17 protein-coding genes are annotated in these 14,153 nt (G+C 35.4%); 7 read left to right on the top strand and 10 right to left on the bottom strand.

Annotated elements, in window-relative coordinates:
- Nucleotides 1–5: 5 nt before the first annotated feature.
- Both egtD and Q0X66_RS03425 read left to right on the top strand, forming a co-directional pair.
- The gene (gene egtD / locus Q0X66_RS03430) at nucleotides 6–974 is read left to right on the top strand and encodes an L-histidine N(alpha)-methyltransferase (RefSeq protein ID WP_297703194.1); all 969 of its coding nucleotides are present in this window, start codon (nucleotides 6–8) and stop codon (nucleotides 972–974) included.
- A 2-nt stretch (nucleotides 975–976) separates the two neighbouring features.
- Nucleotides 977–1,258, top strand: coding sequence for a DUF427 domain-containing protein (locus Q0X66_RS03425; RefSeq protein WP_297703191.1), 282 nt, complete (start codon nucleotides 977–979; stop codon nucleotides 1,256–1,258).
- A gap of 52 nt (nucleotides 1,259–1,310) precedes the next feature.
- On the opposite strand, the gene Q0X66_RS03420 is transcribed toward Q0X66_RS03425, so the two are convergent.
- Nucleotides 1,311–1,607: an isoamylase early set domain-containing protein gene (locus Q0X66_RS03420; RefSeq protein ID WP_297703189.1), complete on the bottom strand. Its 297-nt coding sequence runs from the start codon at nucleotides 1,605–1,607 to the stop codon at nucleotides 1,311–1,313.
- Nucleotides 1,608–1,764: 157 nt separating this feature from the next.
- Entirely contained in the window at nucleotides 1,765–2,850 is a 1,086-nt protein-coding gene (locus Q0X66_RS03415) for an aminotransferase class V-fold PLP-dependent enzyme (protein ID WP_297703187.1), read from the bottom strand.
- Between the two features lie 58 nt (nucleotides 2,851–2,908).
- Here Q0X66_RS03415 and Q0X66_RS03410 point away from each other — a divergent pair, with 58 nt between their 5' ends.
- Nucleotides 2,909–3,292, top strand: a complete 384-nt coding sequence (locus Q0X66_RS03410) for a 2TM domain-containing protein (RefSeq protein ID WP_297703185.1) — start codon at nucleotides 2,909–2,911, stop codon at nucleotides 3,290–3,292.
- Entirely contained in the window at nucleotides 3,292–3,792 is a 501-nt protein-coding gene (locus tag Q0X66_RS03405; RefSeq protein WP_297703183.1) for a dihydrofolate reductase, read from the top strand. Before Q0X66_RS03410 ends, Q0X66_RS03405 begins: the two co-directional genes overlap by 1 nt.
- Nucleotides 3,793–3,875: 83 nt before the next feature.
- Here Q0X66_RS03405 and murI read toward each other — a convergent pair whose 3' ends face one another.
- The 8 genes from murI to Q0X66_RS03365 form a co-directional block, all read right to left on the bottom strand.
- On the bottom strand, nucleotides 3,876–4,664 hold the full coding sequence (murI, locus tag Q0X66_RS03400) for a glutamate racemase (RefSeq protein ID WP_297703181.1): 789 nt from the start codon (nucleotides 4,662–4,664) through the stop codon (nucleotides 3,876–3,878).
- Between the two features lie 231 nt (nucleotides 4,665–4,895).
- Nucleotides 4,896–5,405 carry an OmpH family outer membrane protein gene (locus Q0X66_RS03395; protein ID WP_297703179.1) on the bottom strand — a complete coding sequence of 170 codons (510 nt, stop codon included), beginning with the start codon at nucleotides 5,403–5,405 and terminating at the stop codon, nucleotides 4,896–4,898.
- A 46-nt stretch (nucleotides 5,406–5,451) separates the two neighbouring features.
- A complete protein-coding gene (locus tag Q0X66_RS03390) occupies nucleotides 5,452–6,279 on the bottom strand; it encodes an OmpH family outer membrane protein (protein WP_297703332.1) in 828 nt (275 codons plus the stop codon).
- A 101-nt stretch (nucleotides 6,280–6,380) separates the two neighbouring features.
- Nucleotides 6,381–8,987: a POTRA domain-containing protein gene (locus Q0X66_RS03385; protein ID WP_297703177.1), complete on the bottom strand. Its 2,607-nt coding sequence runs from the start codon at nucleotides 8,985–8,987 to the stop codon at nucleotides 6,381–6,383.
- Nucleotides 8,988–8,991: 4 nt separating this feature from the next.
- Nucleotides 8,992–9,732 (bottom strand): isoprenyl transferase, encoded by a 741-nt coding sequence (locus Q0X66_RS03380; RefSeq protein WP_297703330.1) that lies wholly within the window; start codon nucleotides 9,730–9,732, stop codon nucleotides 8,992–8,994.
- A gap of 8 nt (nucleotides 9,733–9,740) precedes the next feature.
- Nucleotides 9,741–10,427, bottom strand: a complete 687-nt coding sequence (locus Q0X66_RS03375) for a DUF6089 family protein (RefSeq protein ID WP_297703175.1) — start codon at nucleotides 10,425–10,427, stop codon at nucleotides 9,741–9,743.
- A 116-nt stretch (nucleotides 10,428–10,543) separates the two neighbouring features.
- Entirely contained in the window at nucleotides 10,544–11,425 is an 882-nt protein-coding gene (locus Q0X66_RS03370) for an NAD kinase (RefSeq protein ID WP_297703173.1), read from the bottom strand.
- An 87-nt stretch (nucleotides 11,426–11,512) separates the two neighbouring features.
- Entirely contained in the window at nucleotides 11,513–12,169 is a 657-nt protein-coding gene (locus Q0X66_RS03365) for a CBS domain-containing protein (protein WP_297703171.1), read from the bottom strand.
- Nucleotides 12,170–12,262: 93 nt separating this feature from the next.
- Between Q0X66_RS03365 and Q0X66_RS03360 the strand changes: the two genes are divergently transcribed.
- The 3 genes from Q0X66_RS03360 to Q0X66_RS03350 all read left to right on the top strand — a co-directional run bounded on the left by Q0X66_RS03360 (nucleotide 12,263) and on the right by Q0X66_RS03350 (nucleotide 14,132).
- Nucleotides 12,263–12,874, top strand: coding sequence for a pyridoxine 5'-phosphate synthase (locus tag Q0X66_RS03360; RefSeq protein ID WP_297703169.1), 612 nt, complete (start codon nucleotides 12,263–12,265; stop codon nucleotides 12,872–12,874).
- A complete protein-coding gene (locus Q0X66_RS03355) occupies nucleotides 12,874–13,644 on the top strand; it encodes an alpha/beta fold hydrolase (protein WP_297703167.1) in 771 nt (256 codons plus the stop codon). Before Q0X66_RS03360 ends, Q0X66_RS03355 begins: the two co-directional genes overlap by 1 nt.
- A 137-nt stretch (nucleotides 13,645–13,781) precedes the next feature.
- A complete protein-coding gene (locus tag Q0X66_RS03350) occupies nucleotides 13,782–14,132 on the top strand; it encodes a phage holin family protein (RefSeq protein WP_297703165.1) in 351 nt (116 codons plus the stop codon).
- The last annotated feature ends 21 nt before the right edge of the window (nucleotides 14,133–14,153 follow it).

The following is a 14,153-nucleotide window of genomic DNA, read 5'->3' as shown; positions in this document are numbered from 1 at the left end:
GCATCATGCAACAAAAAACCACATTGATTTCAACATCTGAATTCCATAAAGATGTCTATAAAGGACTTACTGATTTTCCTAAACATTTATCATCAAAATATTTCTATGATGCAAAAGGAGATAAGTTGTTTCAGGAAATTATGGACATGCCAGAATACTATCTGACAAATAGCGAGTATCAAATTCTTGATAAGTTTAAAGATGAAATATGCCGGGCATTTTTTAAAGATTCAAAGGAATTCGACCTTATTGAACTGGGCGCGGGAGATGGAAAGAAAACCAAAATTCTGTTGAGACAACTTGCGGCTGAGGGGGTTCCCTTTCAGTATGTCCCCATAGATATTAGCGAGAATGCTCTGAATCAACTTGAGGAATCCATAAGCAATGAACTTCCATCGGTAAATGTAAAGTCTTTACAGGGAACCTATTTTGAAACCCTTGAACAGCTCTGTTCCATGGAACACAAGAGGAAGGTTATTATGTTTCTGGGTTCAAATATTGGTAATTTACTTCATCCGCAGGCGGTGGAATTTTTGACGAGTATTCAAAAATTAATGAATGACGATGATCTTTTATTTATTGGCTTTGATCAAAAAAAAGATCCGCAGACCATCTTAAATGCATATAATGATAATGCAGGGGTTACCGAAAGATTTAATAAAAATTTGCTGGCCAGAATAAACAGTGAGTTGGGTGCCAACTTTGATCTCGATAAGTTCAAACATTGGGAAGTATATGATCCGGAAACAGGGACTGCTAAAAGTTATTTGGTATCCAAGGAAAATCAGACAATTCATATTAACGGGCTTGATCTTACTGTAACTTTTAATGCATGGGAAACTATACATGCAGAAATTTCGCAAAAATATGACGACAATATAGTCGCATGGTTAGCTGATAAAGCTGGAATGCAGATAAGCAGAATTTTTAGTGATGAGAATAAATTTTATAAAAACTATATTTTAAAAAAATAATTATGAAAGCCATATGGAATAATACAATTATTGCTGAAAGTAACGATACAATTGTGGTTGAGAATAATCATTACTTTCCGGCTGAAAGCATTAAAAAAGAATTTTTTAAACCGAGTACAACAAATAGCACATGCCCGTGGAAAGGTGTAGCATCATATTATACCCTGGAAGTTAATGGAGCGGAAAACAAAGATGCGGCTTGGTATTACCCTGAGATCAGTGAACTGGCAAAACAAATAAAGGGGTCAGTAGCTTTTTGGAAAGGCGTAGAAATTGTTGAATAAAAAAACCGGGATGTTAATAGAACATCCCGGTTTCTTTAATGCTAATTGTTAATTACAGATCTAATACAGCATTTTCTGAACCAGCGAATTCATTCCACTGGTAACGGTCTGCTTCTGTTTCATTAACATAATTTCCATCTACGAGGTATCTAAACTCGTAAGTATTTTCCTTCGGAAAATCAAAAGTTCCTTTAAAAGTTCCGTTTTTAAGTTTTTTCAACATGCTTCCTTTAGGATTCCAATTATTGAAATCTCCAACTACAGCAACTTTTTTTGCATCCTCAGCAGGTACTGTAAAAGTAACTTTGCATATCGGCTTTGTTTTTAAATATTGTTTTGCGATTGACATAATTTTTTAATTTTTGTTATTACGCTGCAAAAATAATACATTAAATCCCTCATTGCCAATGATTAATATCATATTTATTAATTTCTTATAATATTATAGCATTTTAGTTCATTTTAGTAAAAATGGAGTGGTTCTTTTTTCAAGTAGGTAATTACTACTACATTTTTCTAATGATCTCTAAAATGGAATCTATGTCTTTATCTGTATTATAGTAATGAAAACTAAGTCGGATGCCTTCTCCACGTCTGGAGCAGACTACATTTTCTTTGATTAAATGGTTGAATAAGACATTACTGCCTTTAATGTTAAAAATGGTACTATGCTGATTTCTATGGCTAACATCTTTATTTAATAGACCTAATTCGTCAAAACCCTTACTAGCCTTTTTACTTAAGTTCTCGTTATGAGCTGTAATTTCTTTCATCCCCATATCGTTCAGTATTCCCAATGCACATTTCAGGCTTCCAAAATTTAGACTATCCAGATGTCCTGGCTCAAAGTGTTTATTAAAGGGTATAGCACTCTTAGCGGTGAGAACGGCATTAGCGGAATTAAATCCAGTGGTTTTAATTGTGAATCTTCTTTTGGCTGAATCTTTAAATAACATAAATCCATTACCCGTTCCTGCCAACAGCCATTTATACCCACTCGCCCCTAATATATCGATCCCCGAATTTTCAAAGTCCATTGCAAAAGCACCGCAAAATTGAGTGCCGTCTGCAATGATAAGAAGCTGTGGGAACTCTTTTTTTAATGATTTTAGGAAACCCAGGTCCACACGTATGCCGTTTATCCATTGAACTAAGCTAAGAGCCAATACCGTTATGGCATTAGTCCTGACTTTTTCTAAAATATTATTTTCTAACTTTTCATCTATTTTAGCATAAGAAATTTCAAAACCCCGACTTTCAAAAGGCCAATTAACAGAAGGGTAGTCATTTTTAAGTAGCAATATATGTTCTCCACTATCTAAGCCTTCCAGAAGTATATTCAGCCCTAAGGAAAAATTTGGAACCAAGGCCACCAGATCCCTCTTACAGTTAAAAAACTTTCCAACCATTTCTCTTGCTTCGCTTATTAAGCCTAAACTCTCAATTTTCAAAGAACTACCACCAATTAGATAATCCAAATCGTGATTTTGACGCCACTCCAAAAGCTCGTCGCTCAAAAGACCATATGCGGCAGTATTTACGTAAATACAATGGTTAAGGACAGGATACGATTTTCTATTATTTAGAATCATTGATAGTTATTGTAATTTTTGATTTACTGTATCTTTGTGTCTAAAGATAGCTATTAGAATGTTTTCCAAAAATAAAAGTGAGGCCACTATAGATAGAGAACAGCATGAACAGCTAGAGTATGCGCATAAACGAATTAAGCAAAAAAAAAATCTATACGTTCATTTTGTACTATTTCTTATAGGGAGTGTATTTCTTATTTTAATCAACAAAATATTAAAATACGGTGAGGAATATAACTGGTTTATATGGGCTATTACTTTTTGGGCTTTCTTGTTTGTTGTCCATATAGTAAATGTCTATGTCACCGAAAAATTTATGGGGATTGACTGGGAACGTGAACAGCGTGAAAAATTAATCGCAAAACAAAGGCAGCGTATTAAGGAACTTCAAAACGAAATTGAAACCGATTTTCCAATGACTAATTATAAAAAAAAAGATTAGTGGGTAAAATTGTTATGATAGCCGCCATTGGGATGAATAATGCTTTGGGAAAGGATAATGATCTTCTCTGGCACCTTCCAAACGATTTTAAACGTTTTAAGCAATTAACAACTGGTCATAAAATTATTATGGGCAGGAAGACATTTGAAAGTTTTCCAAAACCACTTCCAAATCGGACGCATATAATTATTACACGAGACAGCAATTACAGTCTGGATTTGCCCTCATGTATTGTGGTTCATTCTATGGATGAAGCTTTGAAACTGGTTCATAATGATAACATATCATATATTATAGGTGGTGGAGAAATCTATGATTTGGGGATGCCTCATGCCGATATCCTGGAAATCACCAGAGTCCATGAAACTTTTGAAGCTGATACCTATTTTCCGGAAATAGATGAAAAAATATGGAAACGAACCAGGGAGGAATTTCACCCAAGTGATGAAAGACATAATTACAACTTTACGTATCTAACATACCGAAGACGGATACTATAGGGAAAATTTAAAATTTCCAATTTCAACCTTCGTATAAACCATATTAATTGCCAGGGATAAAGTTTATTTTGCCGACAGTAGCTTCAAAAATTTAGATATGTAATTTGCTTAATTTCATCAACATCTTTCAGAAAAGAAGTTAAGATCTCTGTATCCTTATTGGTATAAAACTGAATATTGCCAGGGGTTTTTTTAGGATTTTGGAGATTTTCTTTATTTAGTACCGCCATAGTTTGCTTTGCCACAGCGGCGCCACAATCAATTATGTTCACATGAGGTGGTAATAATTCCCTTAAAACTGGAATTAAATAGGGATAATGTGTACACCCCAAAACAATATGATCGATATTTGCTTCGAGCATAGGCTTAATGTAGCTAATCAATAATTCTTTGGTCTCAGTAGTATTTATTTTTCCAGCTTCAATTAATGGAACAAGGCCAATACCTTCTTTCTCAACAATGGTTATTTCGCCAGCATGATCCTTTGAGGTTTTTAAAAAGAGACTGCTGCTTAGAGTTCCTTTTGTTGCCAATACTCCCACCGTTCCTGTTCCGGAATTAAGAGCCGCCGGTTTAATAGCTGGCTCAATACCTATAAAAGGGACCTTGTAATTTTCTCGTAAATGTGATATTGCATTAGTGGTAGCTGTATTGCAGGCAACAACAATGAGTTTACAACCCCTTGCTAGCAAAAGTTCAGTGTTCTTAACGCTTAAAGCAATTATTTCTTCTCTGGTTTTTTGACCATAAGGTGCATTCTTACTATCTGCGAGATAAATAGTATTCTCATAAGGCAATAGAGCATGTATTTCCTTCCATATGGAAGTACCTCCTACTCCAGAATCAAAAATACCTATGGGTTTTGCATTCATGTAAAATGCGGTTTACTATAAATAATTTTCGCTAACAAAGTTATACATTCCTAAAACAAGCATTCAGTACCTAATAAGATATTATAAAACAACCTTCTCCCAGTTACTCTATTAGTACTAGATTGCCTGTTGATCATAAAAGATTTGAAGTTTACTTCTCTTTAAAAAAAATTAAACAAAAAAACTGCCCTTAAAAGGACAGTTTTAATGTTAAGTTATACAAAGTAAAAATTAAAATCCTAATTCCTGTTTTACTTCGGCTAAAAGATCCTTTCCTTTTGCAACAATTAAACCACCACCCTGGGTAGCATCTATCACATAATCATATCCTTGAGCAGCAGCTACTTTTTCTATGGCTGCTTTTGCCTTTATAGAAATGGGCTCAAATAATTCTGCTTGCTTTTTAGCTAATTCCTGTTGTGCCGCTTGTTGCGCGTCCCCAATATTTTTTTCAAAACCCTGAAGTTCCTGAGCTCTTTTTTGATTCTCTTCTTCAGATTTTGTAGTAGCTTCATTGGAGTACTGAGTATATTTATTCTTTAACTCTGTCATAGAACTTTCAATATCTGCCCTGTATGTTTCCTGTAGTTTTTGTAGCTCTGCCTGCGCGGCCTTCATTTCTGGCATCTCACCCAATAATTCTGTTACATTGATATGAGCGATTTTGTTTTGTGCATTTACAAAACTAGTAGCGGCTACTAATAAAACTATGGCTATTGCTACTTTTTTAAACTGTTTCATGATTTCTGAATTTACTATTTGAATGTTAATTTAATTAATTTCGAGTTTAGTTTTTAGTGTCTTCGTTCTTTTTAATTACTTGTTTTCTTTCTTCTTCTTTTTCTTTCCTCTTAGCTTCCCGTTCTTCTAATAATTTATTTCTTCTTTCTTCATAAGCTTTTTTACGCTCTTCTCTTATTCTAAGTTGTTCTTCCCTCCGCTCGTCGGCAGTTTTAATTCTTGTTTCTTCCGCCTGCTTTGCCATTGTCTGTCTCTCGAGAAGGGCATCACTTATTTCCTCTTCTTCAGGATCGCCTTCAAAGGTTTCTAACTGGCTTTTCGTCTTCGCCTTTGCTTTTGGTGCACTAACCTTCCTGGTCCGCGCTATTCCCCTCAGCACCAATTCACTTATGTCATGTCTTTTTTGGGAGTACAACATTACAACATCCGCCGATTTATCAAAAATAAAATCGTACTTTTTATTGGTTCCAATTTTTTGTACTTCATTAAAAACCTGATCCTGTATAGGCTGAATTAACCTTTTCTTTTGCAGGACCAAATCGCCATTAGGTCCAAATCGATTTTGCTGGTATTCAAGCATTTCCTTTTCCAGAATTTGAATTTCTTCCTCTCGTTCAAGGATAAGTTCATTTGTCAACAACACTTTTTCCGCCATCAAATCCTTCTTCATTTGATCAACTTCGCTTTGCTTCTGCTCAATTTCTATTTTCCATCGTTGGACTTTATTTTCCAACTGCTCGCTTGCATCTCTGTATTCTTCTACATTTTCAAGAATATACTCCATGTCTACATAACCTATTCTTACACCCCGTTGCGAAAATGTGTTAGACCAAAGCAATAAACCTACAGCTACTAAAAGAACTTTTGTCTTCATCATTTAATTCGTTTTATTACATAGAAAATATCGTGCCAAAAATACTAATTATTTTAAAATGAGTGGATTACACTAAAGTTTTATTGGAAAATATTTCGAGGTTAGAACTGTTGCCCTATAATAAAGTGTGTTTGCCATCCGCTTGGACCAGTGCCTACGGACTGTATACGGTCATCTTCATCAAAACCATAACCAAAGTCAATTCCCAATAGACCAAAGGCCGGCATAAATATGCGGACACCCACTCCGGCCGATCGTTTTAAAAGAAACGGATTATATTCCTGAAAATTGTTGAAATTATTTCCTGCTTCTAAAAAAGTTAAGGCATATATAGATGCAGAAGGCTTTAAAGTTAATGGATATCGAAGTTCCAGGGAATACTTATTAAATACAATTCCACCATCCTGTTGCCCTGTGACAGGATCAACTGGTGTTATGGAATTATTCTCGTATCCTCTTAATTGAATAGTCTCTCTGCCATCTAAAGTAAAATTACCTCCAAGACCATCTCCTCCCATAAAGAATCGTTCAAAAGGTACTTCTCCCACAGCACTGTTATAACTTCCCAGAAAACCAAACTCAATATTTGTACGCAATACTAACTTACCAACTATTCGCGTATACCAATCTCCTTTAAATTTAATCTTAAAATACTCTAACCACTTAAATCTCTGCTGCTCTATTGTCTCCTGTTCATTAATTTCTTCCTGAGTTAAAGGGCGTTCCTGACCTAACACACTCAACTCAATACTTCGGTCCTGCAATGCTCTAAAGTCTTTATTGCTAAAAAGAGAATAAGGTGGTGTTAACTTGGCGGTCACTTCAAAAATAGACCCTGATAACGGAAATATTCGTCCAGGTCCCGCCGAACTTCTGGATATACCTAAAGTATAGGCAAGGGAATTAGATTTCCCATTACCAAACTGAAAGAGGCCGGAATTGTAGTTTTGAAAATCATATAATTGATATCCCAATGAATGAGATATTGTAAAAAAATCATCTGGCCATTGCAATCTCTTCGCAAGTCCAACGGAAATGCCCGTAATGGAAAATTGCTGATCTTTATTTACCTGAACCCTTCCAGAGCTGTCAAAAGATGCTAAGAACTGCTGAGTCCTGGAAAACGACATATTAAACCTCACTGGTTTTTTACCTCCAAGCCAGGGTTCTGAAAAGTTAAGACTATATACTCTGAATGTCCTACTGGCTTGCAAACGCAAAGCAAATGTTTGCCCATCACCCATAGGAACCGGTTTATAGGCTTTCGGATTAAATATGTTTTTTATAGAAAAGTTATTAAAAGACAAGCCAAGGGTGCCAATAAATCCGCCGCCGCCATAACCTCCTTGTAACTCTATCTGGCTCGATCCGGATTCCACAAGGCTATACTTCAAATCAACCGTCCCCGCATTGGGATCCGGGTTTAAAATATCGGGTTTTATTTGCTCGGCATCAAAAAAGCCGAGTTGCCCCAATTCCCTAACACTTCGAACAATGTTGTCTTTACTGTATTTCTGTCCGGGACGAGTTCTTAATTCTCTATAAATGACATGATCATTGGTTTTGTCATTCCCTTCAATATAGACATGATTTAAAAAAGTCTCCTTCCCTTCAATAATCCTGATCTCAAAATTAATAGTATCGTTCTGTGCGGATACTTCAACCGGATTTATTTGTGAGAACAAATAGCCATTATTCTGATAGAGGTTGGTGATATCTTCAGCATCAGGTTTACTTTCATCCGCAATGCGTTCTCTCAGAAGTACGCCATTGTATGTTTCTCCTTTTTTAATACCCAGAACCCTATTTAGCTGACGATCAGTATAAACTGAATTTCCTACAAAATCTATTTTCCCAAAATAGTATTTATTCCCCTCCTCAACTTTAATATCTATATTTATTTTCTTGGCATTGACTATGGAAATTGAATCTTCAATCACTCTTGCATCCCTGTAACCTTTCTCAGCAAATTTATCGACCATTGCTGCGAGATCTTCCTTATAGTCAGCTTCAATAAATTTTGATTTTTTCCAAACCCTGCCAAATTGAGCTTTCTTAGTATTCTTCAGTGCTTTGCGAAGCTGTTTGTCAGAGAGCATTTTATTACCCTCAATAGTAATATTTTTAATCTTAACCTTATCCCCTATTTTGATATTAACCACCATGCTTTCGGCATTGGTGTCTGATGTATCTACAGCCGTAGCAATTGTAACCTTGGCATTTAGATAGCCATCTTTTTTATATTTATTCTCAATATAGTTTCTGGTATTGGAAATAAAACTCTCCGTTACCTTTTTTCCTTTTTTAAGGTCTGTTTCTTTAATTATCTCATCAATTTTTTTCTTCTTAATCCCATAAACCGTAACCTTAGATAAAGTTGGCCTTTCCACTATATCAAGTTCCAGGAAAACCTTATCTCCGTCAATATTTGAGATATAGAATTTAATATCACTAAACAATTCAAGATCCCATAGCTTTTTAATTACCGCACTAATTTGATCACCAGGAACCGTAATCGGCTGGCCCTCCCTAAGTCCGGTAAATGTTTTGACCGTCTGCTCATTATAACTTTGCAATCCTTTAACTTCAAGTCCCCCAAGTATATACTTTTTACCATTTCCATAGGTAGTTTCCTGAGCAGAACTGAAAGTAGTAAAAATGAGTAGTAAAAATAAAATCAGAAGTTCAAGTGATATGAACTTATTCATATCGCTAGTTGAGTTGTTCGCTAGTTTTTCCAAATCTTCGTTCTCTGTGCTGGTAATTTTTTATAGCCTCTAACAAATGATGCTCTTTAAAATCGGGCCAAAATACATCAATAAAATATAATTCAGCATACGCAATCTGCCAAAGTAAAAAATTGCTAATCCTGTGTTCACCACTGGTCCGGATTAGCAAGTCTACATCTGGTAAATTTCGCGTGTAAAGATGGTTATTAATAATGGTTTCATCAATATTTTCGGGAGAAATTATATTATTTTTAACTTTGACACTAATGCTTTGAATAGCATTTTTAATCTCTTCTCTCGAACCATAACTTAGAGCAAGAGTCAGAGTCATTGTTGAATTCTGACTTGTCTTGGCCATTACTTCATTAAGTTCTGCGAGCGCCCTGGAGGGAAGAGATTCAATATTGCCAATGGCATTTAGTTTAATATCATTCTCATTAAGAGTAGGAAGTTCTTTTTTTAAGGATGATACCAATAATTTCATTAAGGTATCAACTTCTATTTTAGGTCGTTTCCAGTTTTCTGTAGAAAAGGCATATAGAGTAAGGTACTTAATTCCAATCTTAGAACAGTTTACAGCTACATCACGAACTGCTTTAACACCATGCTCATGACCAAAAACACGTAATCGCCCTTTTTGTTTTGCCCATCTGCCATTACCATCCATTATAATAGCCAGATGTTTTGGAAGTTTCCCGTTTTTTAAATCATCATTAGTATTCATCATAAGTGTTACTCAAAACAATCGGAACATGGTTTTCTACCAAAGGTATAAGTTAATGTAATTCCTGAGAAAACGTACCAATCATCACTAAAAATATTTCCAAATGCAAACTGTTCAAAATTAGATCCTTCCGGATTACTGCCATCTAAATTGTCAGTAAAAGTCAATCGTGCGCCAATTTCTGCACCTATAATCAAAAACTGCGACAACCTTGCCTTCATACCAACAGTCATTGGAATAGCAAAAGCACCATCTTTTTGATCTAAATCCTGCACCTGCCCCGCATCAAAATATTTATACCCATATCGGAAATACGTAATACCGGTATACAAATATGGGGTAAATGCAGGTCCCAATTTATGTAAATTATATTCAACAAAATTAAATTCTAGTCCTGCAGAAGCCTCTAATACAGAATTATCCATCTTATAGGCCCTTTGGCGTCTGGAAGAAATACTTGATTTTGAATCATCGGCTGTAAACTCTCCATAAATTACGCTAGCTCTCCAAGCATAACGTTTACTTTTATTCCACTTAAAAATACCGCCAAATGCCGGACCCGAAGGTGCTATATAGTTTGTTCTGCCAACATCTCCAATATTATTGGTACCCCCCGCATAAACGCCAATTTCATAAGTTTGGGCATTTATCAAGCCAAATCCAAGTAAAAGAAAAACAACAATAAACGCTCTCATTAAATTCAAAAGTTTGCAAATATAATTAATATAGTATTTTACAACTAATATCTTAAATACCCCTATTTACCTTTGATAAACAGTATTTGCAGTTTTTTATTGTTTTAAGGAAGTATCTAATTCCGCTTATCCTGACCCCATAGCAATTTGTTTCTAATGGTTTCCAAAAAGCTCTCAGAAGTGTAGGTAATCATTTTTATTGTAAATGCGGCTTTTTTAACGGTAATTTCTCTACCATTTTCTATAGTGGCGATTCGAGAATCTAATGAAACAAGATGATTTTCTTCGCGTCCCGAAACTTTTAATCTGATGATAGTGTCGTCTGAGATAACCAGGGGTCTTGCATTTAAATTATGGGGGGCAATTGGGGTAATTACCAGTGATTGTACTCCCGGCATTATTACGGGGCCTCCACAACTCAAAGAATAGCCTGTAGATCCTGTTGGCGTTGCTACTATAAGCCCATCTGCCCAATAAGAAGTTAAATATGCATTATTAAGATGTGTTTCCACAGTTACCATTGAAGTAGTATCCTTCCTGCTTACAGATACTTCATTCAATGCATAATTCATATCCCTGAATTCTGGGATATCAAAATCGGCATGCACCTCTACCAAACTACGTTCGACTATCGAATACGCCCCCGATACAAATTCGGTAACAACTCTTCTGACTTCTTCCTTTTTTAAAGTGGATAGAAAACCAAGTCTTCCCGTATTTACTCCAACTATGGGAATTCCCAAATCACGAATATATGTAATAGCTCTTAAAATAGTTCCATCCCCTCCAAAGCTAACAAACATTTCAAAAGACGGATCCAAACCTACTTCACGATCGAAAGTGTTGTAACTTGTTATTTGTCTTGATGCAGACAATTCAGCGTAAAAGTCCGACTCAATATATACTTCTGCCCCAACATTTTTACATTCATCCAGTAACTCCACAACATAATCTAAGGCCTCACCCTCGTAGATCTGAGCATATATTGCAATTTTCATATTAGAATGGTTTACGTAATTAGCCTTTAATTGGGTAGGACAATAAGGGCAAAATCAACTTTTTCAGAGCACTTCCCCACATAGAATTTAAACATTAAGATATTTATCAAGATAATCCGATCTTTCTTTTAAATTCTCAATAAACTGATCGTCCTTGTTACCAAAGAGTATATTGTAATTGTATCGCCGGAAAGTTTGGACCACTTCACTAAAATTACCAGTGCTGATTTTTATAGTAATATTAATAACATCATTTCGAATATCAGTAATAAATGCCCCGAGTAACTTGGCATTATTACTTTCAACTATCTGAGATATTTCACTAAAAGAATAATCTTTTACGCCTTTTGCCAATACCAGTATTCCTCCCGGTTCTGTAAAGAATGGCGTATCTATGAAAACACCAACAATATCATTAAGGTCATAATAACCAATTACCTGATTTTCATCATCCAAAACCGGTAACAAATTGCATTCATTCCTGGCAAATTTTTCAAGAGCATCGAGCCATGAAGTACTTTTTAATACAAAAAACGACTCAAGATTATATTTGTAGTCTTCTATTTTTTTGTCACTCTCAAAGGTTTCAAGATCATTTTCCGAGAGAACTCCCAAAAAGTTTTTATTCTCAACTATTGCCACATGTGAATAGGTGGTATGCTTAAAAAAATGAATAACCTCATTAAGTGATCCTTCCAGATTAAAAACTGGAATTGTAGTAATAATATGGGATTGAATCTGCATGTCCTTAAAATCTTACGCAAAATACTAATTTTAAATATCAAAAGGTATGCCTAATTTGTATTTTTGAGTCCTGGAAAATATAAATATCGTAAAATGACAAAACTTAGTGTTAATGTTAACAAAATAGCTACTTTAAGAAATTCACGAGGTGGAAATGTCCCAAATCTCTTAAAAGTAGTTGCCGATATAGAAGATTTTGGTGCTCAGGGAATCACTATTCATCCCCGACCGGATGAAAGACATATTAAATACGAGGACGCTCTTAAACTCAGGGAAGTAGTAACTACTGAATTGAATATTGAGGGGAATCCAATTACTCACAAAGACTTTTTAAAAGAAGTCATTGGAATTTTTAAAGAAAAAAATATTCGAACCTCCATATTTGTAGATCCCGTAATAAGTATGGTTACCGGTGCTGCCAATACTGGTGCCGACAGAATTGAGCTCTATACCGAACAATATGCGAAGAGCTATGAAACGGGTAAAAAGCTTGGGATTCAACCTTTCGTTGATGCCGCAAATGCTGCTCATAAATTAGGCCTGGGTATTAATGCCGGACATGATTTAAGCCTGAATAATATAAAATATTTCAGGGAAAAAATTCCTCATCTTCTTGAGGTCTCTATTGGGCATGCGCTAATTTGTGAATCGCTTTATCTGGGGCTAGAAAATGTAATTAATATGTATTTACACCGATTGAAATAATGACTTTACTTCATTCAAATATTATAGGCAAAGGCAAACCCCTGGTGATATTGCACGGCTTTTTAGGTATGTCCGATAATTGGAAAACGCTGGGTACCCAATATGCACAACGTGGTTATGAAGTTCATCTTATAGATCAACGAAATCATGGAAAGAGCTTCTGGTCAGAGGAGTTTAATTATACAATTCTCGCTGAAGATTTAAATCACTATTTTAACTATTACAAGTTTTCAAGTGCTTGTATCCTGGGTCATTCTATGGGTGGTAAAACGGCAATGACCTTTGCTTGTCAGCATCAAGATTTAGTTGATAAATTAATAATTGCCGATATTTCTCCAAAATTTTATCCCCCTCATCATCAATATATTATTGATGCCTTAAAAACCTTGCGAATGGAAGAAATTTCCTCTCGAAGTCAGGCCGATTTTCTTCTTGCGGAACATCTTCATGATTGGGGAATAAGGCAGTTTTTATTAAAAAACCTTCATTGGATAGAAAAAGGAAAATTAGCCTTTCGTTTTAACCTCGATGTCCTGTCGCAAAAAATGGAAGAAATTGGGGAATCCCTTGGCCATACAGAATCCTTTACGGGCCCTACCCTATTTTTAAGAGGCAGCAGATCAGAGTACATTTCCACTGAAGACCTGTCTGAAATTAAGCAATATTTTCCGAAAGCCCAGCTCGAAACCATCGATGATGCAGGGCATTGGTTACATGCCGAAAACCCGCAACAATTTATTGAAAAATCTATGGTCTTTCTGAATTTGTAAAATACAAGGGCCTCACCGGCCTGGCATTGATCCCTTAGATTAAACTGGTCTCTACATTAAATAATAAAAAATATTACTACTTTTAAAGGTGTCAATAAATATGGTGCCCTTTTTACTAATCCTAGAGACCTAAACATATGAAACTTATTATACGAATTTTGTTGAGTGCCCTTGCTGTAGTTATACTGGCAAATATCCTGCCTGGTGTTGGAGTAGACTCCTATACTACGGCGATCATAGTGGCCGTTGTATTAGGCCTTTTAAATTTTATTGTTAAACCTATTATGGTAATACTTACCTTGCCCATAACCATACTAACATTAGGCTTATTCTTACTTATTATTAACGCCCTGATTATATTGCTGGCAGATAAGTTTGTCACCGGGTTTACCGTAGATTCTATCTGGTGGGCGTTATTGTTCAGCCTTCTATTAACCTTCCTTGAATCTATTTTTTTCTCATTTTTAAAAGAGGATAAAATTCCCTGATTCAGGATTTGATAATCAGCT

It is taken from the genome of uncultured Eudoraea sp., from assembly GCF_947260015.1.
GTDB lineage: Bacteria > Bacteroidota > Bacteroidia > Flavobacteriales > Flavobacteriaceae > Eudoraea.
Note: the sequence above shows the minus strand (reverse complement) of the source record. Positions and strands in the feature narration are given on the sequence as shown.

Excerpts from the sequence above, each read along its gene's own strand:
- egtD (WP_297703194.1), top strand. The coding sequence starts at position 6 with ATGCAACAAAAAACCACATTGATTTCAACATCTGAATTCCATAAAGAT.
- Q0X66_RS03425 (WP_297703191.1), top strand. The coding sequence starts at position 977 with ATGAAAGCCATATGGAATAATACAATTATTGCTGAAAGTAACGATACA.
- Q0X66_RS03420 (WP_297703189.1), bottom strand. The coding sequence starts at position 1,607 with ATGTCAATCGCAAAACAATATTTAAAAACAAAGCCGATATGCAAAGTT.
- Q0X66_RS03415 (WP_297703187.1), bottom strand. The coding sequence starts at position 2,850 with ATGATTCTAAATAATAGAAAATCGTATCCTGTCCTTAACCATTGTATT.
- Q0X66_RS03410 (WP_297703185.1), top strand. The coding sequence starts at position 2,909 with ATGTTTTCCAAAAATAAAAGTGAGGCCACTATAGATAGAGAACAGCAT.
- murI (WP_297703181.1), bottom strand. The coding sequence starts at position 4,664 with ATGAATGCAAAACCCATAGGTATTTTTGATTCTGGAGTAGGAGGTACT.
- Q0X66_RS03395 (WP_297703179.1), bottom strand. The coding sequence starts at position 5,405 with ATGAAACAGTTTAAAAAAGTAGCAATAGCCATAGTTTTATTAGTAGCC.
- Q0X66_RS03390 (WP_297703332.1), bottom strand. The coding sequence starts at position 6,279 with ATGAAGACAAAAGTTCTTTTAGTAGCTGTAGGTTTATTGCTTTGGTCT.
- Q0X66_RS03385 (WP_297703177.1), bottom strand. The coding sequence starts at position 8,987 with ATGAATAAGTTCATATCACTTGAACTTCTGATTTTATTTTTACTACTC.
- Q0X66_RS03380 (WP_297703330.1), bottom strand. The coding sequence starts at position 9,732 with ATGAATACTAATGATGATTTAAAAAACGGGAAACTTCCAAAACATCTG.
- Q0X66_RS03375 (WP_297703175.1), bottom strand. The coding sequence starts at position 10,427 with ATGAGAGCGTTTATTGTTGTTTTTCTTTTACTTGGATTTGGCTTGATA.
- Q0X66_RS03370 (WP_297703173.1), bottom strand. The coding sequence starts at position 11,425 with ATGAAAATTGCAATATATGCTCAGATCTACGAGGGTGAGGCCTTAGAT.
- Q0X66_RS03365 (WP_297703171.1), bottom strand. The coding sequence starts at position 12,169 with ATGCAGATTCAATCCCATATTATTACTACAATTCCAGTTTTTAATCTG.
- Q0X66_RS03360 (WP_297703169.1), top strand. The coding sequence starts at position 12,263 with ATGACAAAACTTAGTGTTAATGTTAACAAAATAGCTACTTTAAGAAAT.
- Q0X66_RS03355 (WP_297703167.1), top strand. The coding sequence starts at position 12,874 with ATGACTTTACTTCATTCAAATATTATAGGCAAAGGCAAACCCCTGGTG.
- Q0X66_RS03350 (WP_297703165.1), top strand. The coding sequence starts at position 13,782 with ATGAAACTTATTATACGAATTTTGTTGAGTGCCCTTGCTGTAGTTATA.